At 28.1% G+C, this 13,907-nt stretch carries 13 protein-coding genes; 11 read left to right on the top strand and 2 right to left on the bottom strand.

Annotated features, from left to right (window positions below):
• Window positions 1–145: 145 nt before the first annotated feature.
• From ABGF48_RS03765 to atpC, 7 genes are read left to right on the top strand one after another with little or no spacing between them, the layout of a single operon-like run.
• The gene (locus tag ABGF48_RS03765) at window positions 146–949 is read left to right on the top strand and encodes a F0F1 ATP synthase subunit A (RefSeq protein ID WP_408105008.1); all 804 of its coding nucleotides are present in this window, start codon (window positions 146–148) and stop codon (window positions 947–949) included.
• A 23-nt stretch (window positions 950–972) separates the two neighbouring features.
• Window positions 973–1,341 carry an ATP synthase F0 subunit C gene (gene atpE / locus ABGF48_RS08550; protein ID WP_456264605.1) on the top strand — a complete coding sequence of 123 codons (369 nt, stop codon included), beginning with the start codon at window positions 973–975 and terminating at the stop codon, window positions 1,339–1,341.
• Between the two features lie 19 nt (window positions 1,342–1,360).
• A complete protein-coding gene (locus ABGF48_RS03755; protein WP_408105007.1) occupies window positions 1,361–1,837 on the top strand; it encodes an ATP synthase F0 subunit B in 477 nt (158 codons plus the stop codon).
• The gene (atpA, locus tag ABGF48_RS03750; RefSeq protein WP_408105006.1) at window positions 1,830–3,554 is read left to right on the top strand and encodes a F0F1 ATP synthase subunit alpha; all 1,725 of its coding nucleotides are present in this window, start codon (window positions 1,830–1,832) and stop codon (window positions 3,552–3,554) included. The genes ABGF48_RS03755 and atpA overlap by 8 nt, the downstream gene beginning before the upstream one ends.
• A gap of 6 nt (window positions 3,555–3,560) precedes the next feature.
• Complete coding sequence (gene atpG, locus ABGF48_RS03745; RefSeq protein ID WP_408105005.1) at window positions 3,561–4,469, top strand: ATP synthase F1 subunit gamma; 909 nt, start codon at window positions 3,561–3,563, stop codon at window positions 4,467–4,469.
• Window positions 4,466–5,872, top strand: coding sequence for a F0F1 ATP synthase subunit beta (atpD, locus tag ABGF48_RS03740; RefSeq protein ID WP_408105004.1), 1,407 nt, complete (start codon window positions 4,466–4,468; stop codon window positions 5,870–5,872). Before atpG ends, atpD begins: the two co-directional genes overlap by 4 nt.
• A complete protein-coding gene (gene atpC, locus ABGF48_RS03735; protein ID WP_134744345.1) occupies window positions 5,872–6,285 on the top strand; it encodes an ATP synthase F1 subunit epsilon in 414 nt (137 codons plus the stop codon). Before atpD ends, atpC begins: the two co-directional genes overlap by 1 nt.
• 72 nt (window positions 6,286–6,357) lie before the next feature.
• On the opposite strand, the gene ABGF48_RS03730 is transcribed toward atpC, so the two are convergent.
• On the bottom strand, window positions 6,358–8,037 hold the full coding sequence (locus ABGF48_RS03730; protein ID WP_408105003.1) for a hypothetical protein: 1,680 nt from the start codon (window positions 8,035–8,037) through the stop codon (window positions 6,358–6,360).
• Window positions 8,038–8,157: 120 nt separating this feature from the next.
• Here ABGF48_RS03730 and ABGF48_RS03725 point away from each other — a divergent pair, with 120 nt between their 5' ends.
• Both ABGF48_RS03725 and ABGF48_RS03720 read left to right on the top strand, forming a co-directional pair.
• Window positions 8,158–8,388, top strand: coding sequence for a pro-sigmaK processing inhibitor BofA family protein (locus tag ABGF48_RS03725; RefSeq protein WP_408105002.1), 231 nt, complete (start codon window positions 8,158–8,160; stop codon window positions 8,386–8,388).
• Between the two features lie 131 nt (window positions 8,389–8,519).
• A complete protein-coding gene (locus ABGF48_RS03720) occupies window positions 8,520–8,777 on the top strand; it encodes an HPr family phosphocarrier protein (RefSeq protein WP_408105001.1) in 258 nt (85 codons plus the stop codon).
• Between the two features lie 321 nt (window positions 8,778–9,098).
• Here ABGF48_RS03720 and ABGF48_RS03715 read toward each other — a convergent pair whose 3' ends face one another.
• A complete protein-coding gene (locus ABGF48_RS03715) occupies window positions 9,099–10,967 on the bottom strand; it encodes an NAD(+) synthase (RefSeq protein ID WP_408105000.1) in 1,869 nt (622 codons plus the stop codon).
• 116 nt (window positions 10,968–11,083) lie between these two features.
• On the opposite strand from ABGF48_RS03715, the gene ABGF48_RS03710 reads away from it, so the two are divergent.
• Window positions 11,084–13,627, top strand: a complete 2,544-nt coding sequence (locus tag ABGF48_RS03710) for a heavy metal translocating P-type ATPase (protein WP_408104999.1) — start codon at window positions 11,084–11,086, stop codon at window positions 13,625–13,627.
• The gene (locus ABGF48_RS03705; protein ID WP_408104998.1) at window positions 13,627–13,899 is read left to right on the top strand and encodes a metal-sensitive transcriptional regulator; all 273 of its coding nucleotides are present in this window, start codon (window positions 13,627–13,629) and stop codon (window positions 13,897–13,899) included. The genes ABGF48_RS03710 and ABGF48_RS03705 overlap by 1 nt, the downstream gene beginning before the upstream one ends.
• Window positions 13,900–13,907: the final 8 nt, after the last annotated feature.

Raw genomic sequence — 13,907 nt, 5'->3', positions numbered from 1 at the left:
TTAAAATTTATTTTAATTTTATTGAATACTTGAAATTTTAGGAGTATAATCAATAATGAATATTTGAACAATACAAGCTCAAAGGAGTTCTTGTATTTTTTGTGTTTAAAATTCACAAAAAATAAAAATATAGAAAGGGGAATAAATGAAGAAAAAAATCAGATATTTTTTGATATTTGTTGCGATTCTTTCTTTAGCAGGTAGTTTTTTAGTTGGTTCACATCATGGTGGACACGAATTAAAAGATGCGATGAAGGAAGCTGTTTTACATGAAATTGATAAGATAAGTTTATTTGGAATAATAAATGTAAATCCTTCTGTAATATCTGCAATAACTGTTACTGGGATTATATTTATATTTTCACTTATAGTAAGAATATTTGTGATTCCTAAATTTAAGAGAGTTCCAGGCAAATTTCAATTAATATTAGAAGAAGTTGTAATGACATTTAAGAATCTTGCAATTTCAAATAGTCCGCATAAATATAAATTGTTGTCAAGATATATATTTGCAGCAGGAATTTACATATTTATAGGTACGTTATTTGAACTTTCAGGGATTCAAGTAATTTCTATTAAGGGAAATTCTGTCACATTACCAGCTCCACTTTCAGACTTGAATGCAGCGATTGCAATGGGTTGTTTATCATACTTATTTATTATGTCTGGAGGATTAACATCAAATGGATTTAAGGGAGTTCTAAAAACATTAAAAGACTTTTCACTTCCAGTATCTATGAGTTTTAGATTATTTGGGGCATTGATAAGTGGGTTATTAGTAATGGATTTAGTATATCATTCATTATTCTTAAGTATTGGTTTACCAGTAATTGTAGCTGTAATGTTTACATTGTTACATGCGGTAATTCAGGCTTACGTTTTAACATTATTAACATCAATTTATTATGGAGAAGTATCAGAAAGACATGTTGAACATGTTGAAAATTAAATTAAATATTCAAGGAGAAATAAATGAAAAAATCAAATAAATTAGCAGCATTATTATTAGCTGTAATGGTAGTATCAAGTTTTATGTTTTTTGGTGGAGTAGCAAGTGCTGCAAATAATGAACAAGTACCAAATACATCTTTAGTAGAATCATCACAAGTTTATGGTTCAATCGGATCAAAAGCTTTAGCAGCTGGTGTTGCTATTGGTTTAGCTTGTTTAGGTGGTGGTATCGGTATGGGGTTAGCTATTGCTAAATCTGCAGATGGTATATCAAGACAACCGGAAGCTGAAGGAAAAATAAGATCAGCATTGATGATCGGTTTGGTATTCGTTGAAACTGTTGTAATCTATGCGTTAATCGTTTCAATATTAGTAATATTTGTATTATAGAAAATTTTGGAGGTGAAAAATGCTAGGAATTAACTGGCAAGATATTTTACTTCATGTTTTCAACTTTGCATTACTTGCAATTTTATTAAATGAATTACTATTTAATCCTATTAGTGAATTCATAGAAAATAGAGAAGCACATTATAAAAACTTAGACACAGAAAAAGAAAAGACACTACAAGATGCTCAAGCTTTATTAGAAGAAAGAAATTCTAAACTAGCTTCAATTCATCGAGAAGCTAAAGAAATCAAAGATGAAGCTATTAGAGAATCTCAAATACAAGCTAACTTAAAAATTGAAACTGCTCAAGCTGAAGGTGAAAAAATTATAGAACAATCTAGAATTAAAGCTAAATTAGAAAGAGATACTTTAATTAGAAATACTAGAAAAGACTTAAAAGAAGTTGTTGTAGAAGCAGCAGCTAAATTAGCATTATTAAATGGTAATGTATATGATGACTTCTTAGATCATACGGAAGAGGATATTAATGAGTAAGTTAGTAGTTAGATTAAGAAGTAATGAAAAACCTACAAAAGAGCAATTAGATAAGTTAGAAAAATTTATAGACAAAAGATATAACAAAGTTGAATTTGATTGGAAATATGACGATAGCATTGTTGATGGTTTAGTTTTACAAGTTGGGTCAGATGTTTACGACTGGTCTACAATAGGTAAAGTAGAACAATTAAGAGATAATATTGAACAAGTTACAACTGAAACAGATGATTTTATGCCGCTTTTAAGACAAAGTGTTAAGGAATGGAGTCCAAAAGTTGTTGCTAAAGAAGTTGGTTACGTTGAAGAAGTAGGTGATGGTATTGCTGTTATCAGTGGATTAAAGCACGTTACTTATGGAGAAATTGTAGTTTTTGAAAACGGTGAAAAAGGACTAGTTCAAGATATTCAAAAAGAATATATTGGATGTGTTATTTTTGGAAAAGATTCAGAAATTTTAGAAGGTGATGAAGTAAGAAGAACAAATAGAACTGCTGGTGTTGGAGTATCAGAACAATTGATTGGTAGAGTTGTTGATGCTTTAGGATCACCAATAGATGGTTTAGGAGATATTGTTCCAGAAGAGTATTATCAAATTGAAAAACCTGCACCAGAAATTTTAGAAAGAAAACCAGTTTCTAGACCTATGGAAACAGGTATTTTAGCTATAGATAGTATGTTTCCAATTGGTAGAGGACAAAGGGAGTTAATTATCGGTGATAGACAAACAGGTAAGACAGCTATCGCTTTAGATACAATTGTAAATCAAAAAGGTAAAGATGTTATTTGTATTTATGTAGCTATTGGGCAAAAAGCAAGCTCAATCGCACAAATATCAGAAAATTTAGCAAAACACGGGGCTAGTGATTATACAATTATAGTTGCTGCAACAGCAAGTCAACCTGCATCTATGCAATATATTGCTCCTTATTCGGGAACAGCAATTGCAGAATACTTCATGGATAGAGGTAAAGATGTTTTAATCGTTTATGATGATTTATCAAAACATGCTATCGCCTATAGAACAATTTCATTGTTATTAGGTAGATCACCAGGACGTGAAGCATATCCAGGGGATGTATTTTATTTACATTCAAGATTATTAGAAAGATCAGCGCAAATGTCTGCTGATAATGGTGGTGGTTCTATTACAGCATTGCCAATTGTTGAAACACAAGCTGGAGACGTATCGGCTTATATTCCAACAAATATTATTTCTATTACAGATGGACAAATTTTCTTAGAAAGTGATTTATTCTTTGCAGGACAAAGACCAGCTGTTAACGTTGGTTTATCAGTTTCTCGTGTTGGTGGGGCTGCTCAAACAAAAGCTGTTAAGAAAGCTGCTTCTACATTGAGACTGGAACTAGCGCAATATAGAGAAATGGAAATATTTACACAATTTTCAAGTGATTTAGATGAAACAACAAAGAAACAATTGAAATTTGGTAAGGGATTGATGCAATTATTAAAACAAGATCAATATAGTCCATTAAATCAATCAGAACAAGTAATTACTTTGGTAGTTTCATTATCACAAGTTTTACTTGATGTTGAAGAAAAAAATATTAAAAATACAATGAATGAAATTATTAATTATATTAATATGAAGAATCCAGGTATTTATCAAGAAATTGAATCAACAGGACAATTACTTGATTATACAAAGGATGAAATAATTTCACTTGCAAAAGAATATTTAAATCAAGGAAAGTAGGATTAAATGTCAAGTGCAAAAGAAATAAAATCAAGAATAAAAAGTATTAATGATACAAGAAAAATAACAAATGCAATGTATTTAATTTCTTCAACAAAAATTAAAAAAGCAAAAAAATCTTTAGATGATACTAGACCATATTTTTATGCGCTTAGAAAAGAAATTAAGAGAATATTCAGAACCGTAAAGGATATTGAAAGTCCATATTTATATCCGCTTAATAAAAATCAGTTTGTTAATGGGACATATGGAGTACTTGTTATAACAGCTGACAAAGGTTTAGCTGGGGCCTATAATCATAATATTATAAATAAATCTAGAGAAATTTCTCATGAAAATGATTCAAGATATTTTATAGTTGGAGAATATGGTAGACAATATTTTAATAGACATGGGTTAGATTATGAAAAAGATTTTCATTATAGTGCACAGGCACCAACAATGGAAGAAGCTAGACAAATTGCAAAAATTTTACTTGATGAATATAATTCTGGAAGGATAAAGAAGATATTTATAGTGTATACAGATTTTGATGGTAAAGCAGGAGCTGAAGCTAAACTAACAAGACTGTTACCGTTTCATAGAGATTATTTTAAAGATTCAAAAAAATTAGAAGAAGAAGTTGTAAAAAATGAATTTGAATTTACTTCGGATTCATCAAGTTTATTAGAAAGTCTTACTGAAAATTACATCGTTGGGTTTATTTATGGTGCTTTAGTAGACAGTTATTGTAGTGAATTAGATTTTAGAATGAATGCTATGAATTCAGCAAATCAAAATGCTGATAAAATCTTAGATGACTTATCTTTAGAATATAATAGAGTAAGACAAGCATCTATCACTCAAGAAATTACAGAAGTAAGTGCTGGTGCAAAAGTAATGAAACAAAACAGAAGAAAGGCAAAGAAAGTATGAAAGAACAAGGAAAAATAATTGCAATTTCAGGACCAGTAGTTGACGTTGAGTTTGAAAAAAGTGCAAATTTGCCAAGAATTAAAGAAGCCTTATCTACAAAAGTTGGAAATGAATTAAAAGTTATGGAAGTAGCTCAACATATCGGAGGAAACATCGTTAGATGTATTATGCTTTCAGGTAGTGAAGGGCTAAATAGAGATATGATAGTTGATAGGGATGGATTTGGAATTAGAGTGCCTGTTGGAGATGTTACACTAGGAAGAATGTTTAATGTTCTAGGTATGCCAATAGACAAAGGGGCTGAATTAGATCAAAATGTAAAAAAATGGTTAATTCACAGAGATGCACCAAAATTTGAAGATCAAAGTCCTGCTGTAGAAATTCTAGAAACAGGTATTAAAGTTATAGACTTATTAGAACCATATCCAAAAGGTGGTAAAATAGGACTATTTGGAGGTGCTGGTGTAGGGAAAACAGTTTTAATCCAAGAGTTAATTAATAACGTAGCACAAGAACATGGTGGATATTCAATATTTACCGGTGTTGGTGAAAGATCTAGAGAAGGTAACGACTTATGGTTAGAAATGAATGAATCAGGAGTTATAGATAAAACAGCACTAGTATTTGGACAAATGAATGAATCTCCAGGAGTTAGAATGAGAGTTGCCCTTACAGGATTAACAATGGCGGAATATTTTAGAGATGAAGAAGGTAAAGATGTTCTTTTATTCATTGATAATATTTTCAGATTTGTACAAGCTGGTTCAGAAGTTTCTACATTACTTGGTCGTATGCCATCCGCTGTAGGTTATCAACCAACTCTTGCAGAAGAAATGGGGCAATTACAAGAAAGAATTACATCAACAAAGAAAGGATCTGTAACATCTGTTCAAGCTGTTTATGTTCCTGCTGATGACTTGACAGACCCTGCACCTGCAACAACATTTTCACATTTAGATGCGACAACAGTTTTATCAAGAAAAGTTGCTGAACAAGGTTTGTATCCTGCAGTTGATCCATTAAATTCTACATCAAGAATTTTGGAACCGGAAATTGTAGGAGAAGAACATTATCAAACAGCTAGAAGAGTTCAAGAAGCCTTGCAAAAATATAATGAATTACAAGATATTATTGCAATTTTAGGTATGGATGAGCTTAGTGAAGAAGATAGAGCTATAGTTTATAGAGCTAGAAGAATTCAAAGATTCTTATCACAACCTACACACGTTGCTAAGAAATTTACTGGATTAGATGGTAAATATGTAAAATTAGAAGATACAATAAAAGGATTTAAGGCTATTTTAGATGGTGAAATGGATCAATATCCAGAAGCAGCATTTTTCAATGTTGGTACAATTGAAGAAGTTATTGAAAAGGCTGAAAAAATTAAAGGTGAAAATTAATGAATACATTTAATTTGAAAATATATGCTTCTGATCATATTTACTTTGATGGAGAATGTGAACATGTAATGATTCCAATTGAAAATGGACAATATGGTATTTTAGCTAATCATAGAAATACTATATCAGAAGTTGAACCTGGTATTATGACATTTAGACCAGCTGGTGGAAAAGACATAAAAGCAGCAGTTACAAGAGGGTTAATTAAAATTGAAGAAGGAAATGTATTAGTTTTAGTTCACAGATGTGAAGATCCTGATAAAATAGATATAAATGCAATAAAGAGGGCTGAAGCAGAAGCTTTACGTAAAATTAGAGAAAAAAATAGTAGTAAAGAGTTTCACATGGCGGAAGCTAACTTATCTAGAGCATTTAATAAACTTAAATCTACAACTAAAAAAAATAAAATTTAAAAAAAGATGCTTATCTAAGGCACTAGTCCTAGTCCCTGATGGAAATAGGATGTGCCTAATATAGCATCTTTTTTATTTTATTTCTTCGATAATAATTACTTTATTTATATTATCTTTTTCATATTGGAATTTTATGTTTTGTCCTTCTTTTAAGAATGGTAATTTTTCGGATAAAGAAATATCACTTACAAATATTTCATTACTACTATTTAATGTGAAATAATAATGTGTATTTCCTTTAATAACAACCTGTTTAATATCTGTTATTTCACCTTCCAATGATAATTCTTCTTTCTTCTTATCATCTTTTTTATCATTATCTTGAATAGAATTTGAATTACCTAAATGATTTGATAGTGCTTGTGCTACAGTATTTCCCACTGAGACTTTTTGATAATCTTGTGCATCGATAAATGCGTAAAGTTTTATTAATCCTGCATTATCTTTTAATGATAAAAAATAAGTAGGTTTATTTTTTATATTAAGTAGTAGTGGAAATGTTGATTTATATTTTTTTTCTTGAACAGCACCTTCTGCAGATTCCATTGCGGATTGTTCTTTTGCAGATGAAACAGGATAGAATTTTGTTTCTTTTGTTCTCATATTTGACAATATAAATCCAACATTTGATTCATCTCCTGCTACTGAAGTATAACCAGTATATAAGTAAACATCATCATTTAATGCTAAATAGTTATAGCCTTCTGTTGTTTTTAATACATTTTTTTGAGCAAATAGAGAATTTATATATCCTCCTTGATATAGACCATTCCAATCTAGTTGTTCTATAATATTGTCGGCTTCATAAATTCTATCTAACCATTTTGGTATATTATTTAGATCATATTTTGTATGCTCTCCGGTTGATACGTTTATTAATATTGCTCCATTTACATCTAATCCATCGAATATGAATATTTTAGGTTGATAAGTTGGAATTACCCAATATGGCACACCATTTTCATCAATTTCAAAACTTATATTATCAAAAATTTCTGAAGGATATCTTAATCTAGCATATCTCCATACATTTCTAAAGAAATAATCTTCTTTTGAAATTTTAATCTTATTATCTAGTTTTGTAAGTTCGGTATTTCCATTTACTATATCTACTTTTAAGTATCCAGGTAATCCTTGACTCATATTGAAAATGTATTTAATAAATCCATTATATTTCAAAGGTGTTACCCTTATAGGTTGATCTTTGTAATTAATTTGTGTATATGTAGTATCATCAATGTCAAATTGAGAAACTAAATCTAAAAGCTCACCCATTTTTCTTGATCCTAATTTAATAGAAGAATCTCTATCAATGGTTGGTATTTTATTTATTGGCAATTGAGCAATATCATTTTCAAATTTTGAATTTTCAATTTTTATAATATTAGCGTATGATCTAGAATTAAAAATTTTTAATCCAGGTATTTTTAGAATTAACATTAATAATATTAAACCAACTAAAACTCCTCTAAATAATTTGTAAGATTTAAACGCTTTTCCACTTATTGAAACAAATATTGTAAATGTTAAAATAACAAAAATCCAAGTTTCAATAGATCTTATGTTTAGCGGTGGTAGAAAAATATAAAAATATACTAAAGCAAAAATTAAAGAAATAATTATTGCAGCAATTTTTTGACCTTTTCTAAATTTATTTTTCATTTTTAAATCTATTTCATTAAAAATATTTCCAAAATTTTCTTGATTATTTTTTCCAAATTCTTTTTTGAAAGCATCCTTAAAATGTTCCATAATACCTCCTAATCTGTATTGATTGTATAATACAATAATCGGAAATTTAAATCAATAAAATTTTTAATATTTATGGATATAATGTATTATATTAATATGTTGATTATAAAGGAGGTAGTTATGGAGCTTTCATTTGCTATTATTGGTATTATAGTATTATTTTTAATATTAAAAATATTCAAAGTATCAATTAAGCTTATATTCAAATTTATACTAAATAGTATAGTTGGAGTATTGATCTTAGCGGTTGCTAATGCATTAGGAGCAAATATAGAAGTTACAGTTTTAAATGCTTTTATAGTTGGAATTTTAGGAATTCCAGGAGTTATTTTGTTGTTATTAATAAAATAAATATTAAAAAAATGTAAAATCTTTCAAAAAATTAATGATAAAACTGTAAACCTTTTCAATTAAAATGGAATTTTAAATATTTTTATGATATAATAATTACTAGTTAGAATGTGAAGTTAGGAGGCATAAAAATGTATGAGTCAGCTGTTAAAATTAAAAATGAAATAGGTTTACATGCTAGACCAGCATCTTTATTTATCCAAGAAGCTATTAAATTTTCATCTAATATTGATGTAATAAAAAATGAAAAAGTTTATAATGGAAAATCTATTATGAGTGTACTAAGTATGAGTGCAGGAAAAGATGAAGAAATTATAATAAGAGCTAATGGGGAAGATGAAGAAGAAGCTGTTAAATCATTAGTTAATTTAGTAGAAAATAAATTATAAATAAATTTGAATAAACTGAAGTGAAATGATTGTTAAACTTGTTTTGCTTCAGTTTTTTATAAAACACATTAATTATTTATTACACAAATTATCTATTAATTTTTTGTGAAATATTGAGCATTGGAACAGTTATTTTATTTTTTAGAATTCTGTTCCATTTTTTTAAAATGGAACAGAAAACAAAATTTTAAATTACTGTTCTAAATTATTTAAAATTTGAATAAGTTGATTAATTTGATATATTTGACAATTTTTGTCAGCTTGATAAAGTGCAGTTAATACGATTAAACTGCACATTGTTATATCATTATTTACATTATATTAAATATTAAACGAATTTGGGTCTAAGTCGGATGGTATAATAAATCCATTTTTAGGATTTAATGAATAGTCAAGTATTTGAGGACCGTCAACGGCGATATTCTTCTTAAATTGTTGTGTTACAAATCTCCATCTGAATTTATTAAACCATTTTTCAATTATTTCTTCAGAATATTTATCGGAGAAAGCTTGTTTTGCCATAAATAATATATCACTTAATTTGGATTTATTTCTTACTAAATGATATACAAAGAAATCATGTAATTCATATGGTCCAACATTATCTTCCGTTTTTTGAGTGATAGTTCCTTCTTCGTTTGTTGGTAAAAGCTCAGGTGAGATAGGTGTTTCAATTATATCTATTAATGTATTTTTTAATAGGGTATTTTCAGTATTATTTGCGACATATCTAACAACTTCTCTCAAAAGAGTTTTAGGAATACCGGAATTTACATTATACATAGACATGTGATCTCCGTTAAAAGTTGCCCAACCTAATGCGATTTCTGACATATTTCCTGTACCTAATACTATACCACCATGTTTATTTGCTAAATCCATTAAAACTTGAGTTCTTTCACGTGCTTGTGCATTTTCATAAGCTACAGATGTATCATTTTCATCATGTTCAATATCTTTGAAGTGTTGTTTTACAGATTCAACTATGCTTATTTCCTTAAATGTAGTTCCGTAAGCCTTAGATAAATTTATTGCGTTATTTTTAGTTCTATTTGAAGTGCCAAGCCCAGGTAATGTTATAGTATGAATGTCCTTGCTATCAAGTTTTAATTTGTAATATGCAAGAGAAGCAACTATAAGTGCCAATGTAGAGTCAAGCCCACCAGAAATCCCTATGAAAATTTTCTTTTCAGGAATTTGTTTTAATCTTCTAGCTAAAGCTTCTGATTGAATTTCTAGTATATTTCGCATTGAACTTTCAAAAATTTTACTTTCAGGGAAATAAGGATATTTATCTAATTGTCTAGTTAATTCAAATATTGTTTCTGAAATTTTATATTCATAAGGAGAATAGACTGCTTCATAATTCATTCCGGTTTCTCTATTTTTACATTCATAAGAATTTATTTCAGAGATAATTAAACCATTTGTAAATGAATTACCTTTTGCGATGATTTTACCATTTTCAAGTATGAATTTTTGTGAAGCATAAATTCCATCACTTGAAGATTCTCCGTTTGAAGCCCCTGCATAGATTAATCCGACTCCATTTGTTTTACTTACAATTTGCAATGTGTTTTGAATATCATTAATCTGATTTACAGTAGATTTAACAGATCCGGGAACAAGAATTAAATTCATATTTTCTGAAACTATATAGTTATTGTTGATTAATTCATTTTCAAACACTAATTGTAAATTAAAGTCAAAATTTCCTTCGTAAGAATTTAATTTATCAGAATTAAATATTCTTAAATAAAATGAATTATCTCTATTAGAATCTATAAAGTATGAATTATCTTTTGCTACACTAAAATATCTTTTATCTTCATAAGATAAAGTTTTCTTTGAGGTTACATTTATAACTTGACCATTTTGAACATAAAGCATTGCATTATAAAATTTATTATTAATTTTTATTGGCATTCCAAATATTACAAGCATGTTAGATTTTTTTGAATTTTCAACAATTTCATCTAAAGCTTTTTTGCACTTATCTGTAATTTCTTTCGTTGCAACCAGTTCACCAGAGCTTACACCAGTAAGAGTTAATTCTGGAAATAATAAAATTTCTACATTATTATTTGAGGCATAATTCATATATTTTAATATGCTATCTTTATTTTCTTCTACGTTAAGCAATTTTGTGTTGATATTAGCACTTGCTACTTTAATAAAATTTTTATACATAATCCCTCCAATTTTTATAATATGAATTATACATTAAAATTGTGTTGATAGTATAGAGAAAAATTGATTTTATACTCAATATTGGGTATAATATATACGGGTAGGGGGTATTAAAAATGAAAAGAAAATTTGATATAGAAGGAATGACATGTGCTTCATGCCAACTTACAGTTGAAAAAGCTGTTAAAAAACTAGGTATAGAGAATGTAAATGTAAGTTTGTTGACTAATACCCTTGAAATTTCAAATAATGATATATCAGATAAAGAAATTATAGCTGCTATTGAAAATTCAGGATATAAAGCATTTTCTAGACGAAATAATAAAAGCGAAGAAAAAAATATTAATCCTAAAGAAAAATTTGATAAAGAATTAAAAAATATAAAAAATAGATTAAAAACTTCTATTCCGTTAATGGTAATTTTAATGTATGTTGCAATGGGTGAAATGGTGAATTTGCCATATCCAAACATTCTTAATGGATATGAGGGTGCCGGAATGTTTGCATTCTTACAATTAATTTTTGCTTTACCGATAATTTATGTAAATAGAATATATTTTCAAAATGGATTTAAGTCGTTATTCAAATTACATCCAAATATGGATTCGTTAGTTGCGATTGGATCATTTTCGGCGATTATATATGGTATTTTTGCATCATTTATGATTTTCTATGGATTAGGTCAAAAAGATGAAAAAATGGTAATGATGTATCATCACGATTTGTACTATGAAGCTGCAACGATGATATTAACATTGATTACATTTGGTAAGTATTTAGAAATTAGATCAAAATTAAAAACTACTAATGCGATAAATAAGCTTATAGAATTGCAGCCAGATAAAGTAAAAGTTGTTATTGGAGACAAAATTATTGAAAAATCAGTTGATGAAATTAATATAGGAGATTTAATAAAAGTATCTCCTGGAGAAAGAATTGCTGTTGATGGCATACTTATTGAAGGTAAGTCTAATATTGATAAATCTGCAATTACAGGAGAATCAATACCTGTTGAAGTAGATATAAATGATGAAATATTATCTGGTTCTGTTAACATGAATGGATCATTTATAATGAAGGCTAAAAATGTAGGAAGTGAAACCACAATTTCAAAAATTATAAGTTTGATGGAAGAAGCATCAGCAACAAAAGCACCTATATCAAAATTAGCAGATAAGATTTCAGGAATATTTGTTCCAATTGTAATATTAATTTCAGTATTATCATTCGTAGTATGGTTGTTACTAGGATATGATTTAACATTTGCATTATCAGTATCAATAGGCGTATTGGTCATATCTTGTCCATGTGCGTTAGGACTTGCAACTCCAGTTGCTATGATGGTTGCGAATGGCAAAGCTGCTGAACAGGGAATTTTAGTAAAAAATTCTGAAGCATTGGAAATTTTAAGTAAGATTAATACAATTGTGTTCGATAAAACAGGCACAATTACTGAAGGAAAGCCACAGATTACGGATATATATTTTGCAGATGGATTAGATAAACAAAATATTTTAGATATTGCATATTCTCTGGAATTAAATTCAGAACATCCACTTTCAAAACCTTTTAATAACTTAGATGCTAAAAAAATAAATGTTTTTAATTTTAAATCTATTTCAGGAAATGGTATAGAAGCTGAAATTGAACAAGAAAAATATTTTATAGGTAATGAAAAATTGCTGTTAGATACATTCAAACTTAATGATGAAATTAAACTTTTATATGAAAACCTATCAAAACAAGGTAAAACGGTTGTATTTCTATTTAATGAAAAAAATATATTAGCAATTTTTGGAATAGCAGATGTTATAAAAAACTCATCGGTTGAAGCGATCGATAGAATAAAAAATTTAGGTATAAATACAGTTATGTTAACTGGAGATAATAAATTTGTAGCAGAAGAAATTGCAAAAAATGTTGGGATTAATGATGTTAAATCAGAATTATTGCCACAGGATAAAGATAAAGTTGTTGAAAATTATCAATTAAATCAAAAAGTTGCAATGGTTGGCGATGGTATAAATGATGCTCCAGCATTGATGAGAGCAGATATAGGCATTGCAATAGCAGATGGAACTGACATAGCAATTGAATCTGCAGATTTGGTTTTAACAAAATCAAATTTATACGATATAGTAAATGCAATAAAATTAAGTAAAAGGACATTAAAAATTATAAAAGAAAATTTATTTTGGGCATTTATATATAATGTAATTTCTATTCCATTAGCAATGGGTGTGTTTTATCCAAGTTTCGGAATCAAGTTAAATCCAATGATAGCAGCATTTGCAATGAGTATGTCATCAGTTTTTGTTGTTACAAATTCATTGAGATTAAGGAACTTTAAATATGAATATAGAGAAAAAAATGAAAAACAAGATTTATCAAATTATATAAATTATGGTAGAATTAATTTGTATACAAATTATAAAGATGATAAGGAGTATAGAATGGAAGAAAGAAGATTAAATATAGAAGGAATGTCTTGTGGGCATTGTAAAAAAGCAGTTGAAACTGCTTTAAGTAGAATAGCAAAAGATGTGGAAGTTTCTCTTGAAGATAAATATGCTATCGTTAAAGTTTCAAAGGATGTAGCAGATGATACATTAATTACAGCAGTAGAAGAAGCAGGATATGAAGTAGTGAGTGTAGAATAATGAAGGCTGATCATAAAAATATATTAAATCGTCTAAATAGGGCGAGAGGTCAGTTAGATGGTATAATAAAAATGGTTGAATCAGATAAGTACTGTTTAGATGTATCAACTCAGCTTTTGGCAGTTATTGCTGCGTTAAATTCAACTAATAAGGAAATTTTATCAGCTCATTTAAAAACATGTGTTTCAGAATCGCTTGAAAAAGGAGATGAAATAAATGTTAATGAAAAAATAAATGAAATTGAAAAAATTATTATGAAACTTGGTAAATAGTGATTAAT

The organism is Helcococcus bovis (assembly GCF_046035835.1).
GTDB classification, from domain to species: domain Bacteria; phylum Bacillota; class Clostridia; order Tissierellales; family Peptoniphilaceae; genus Helcococcus; species Helcococcus bovis.
The sequence above is the reverse complement of the archived record's forward strand: the minus strand, read 5'-3'. Positions and strand labels throughout refer to the sequence as shown.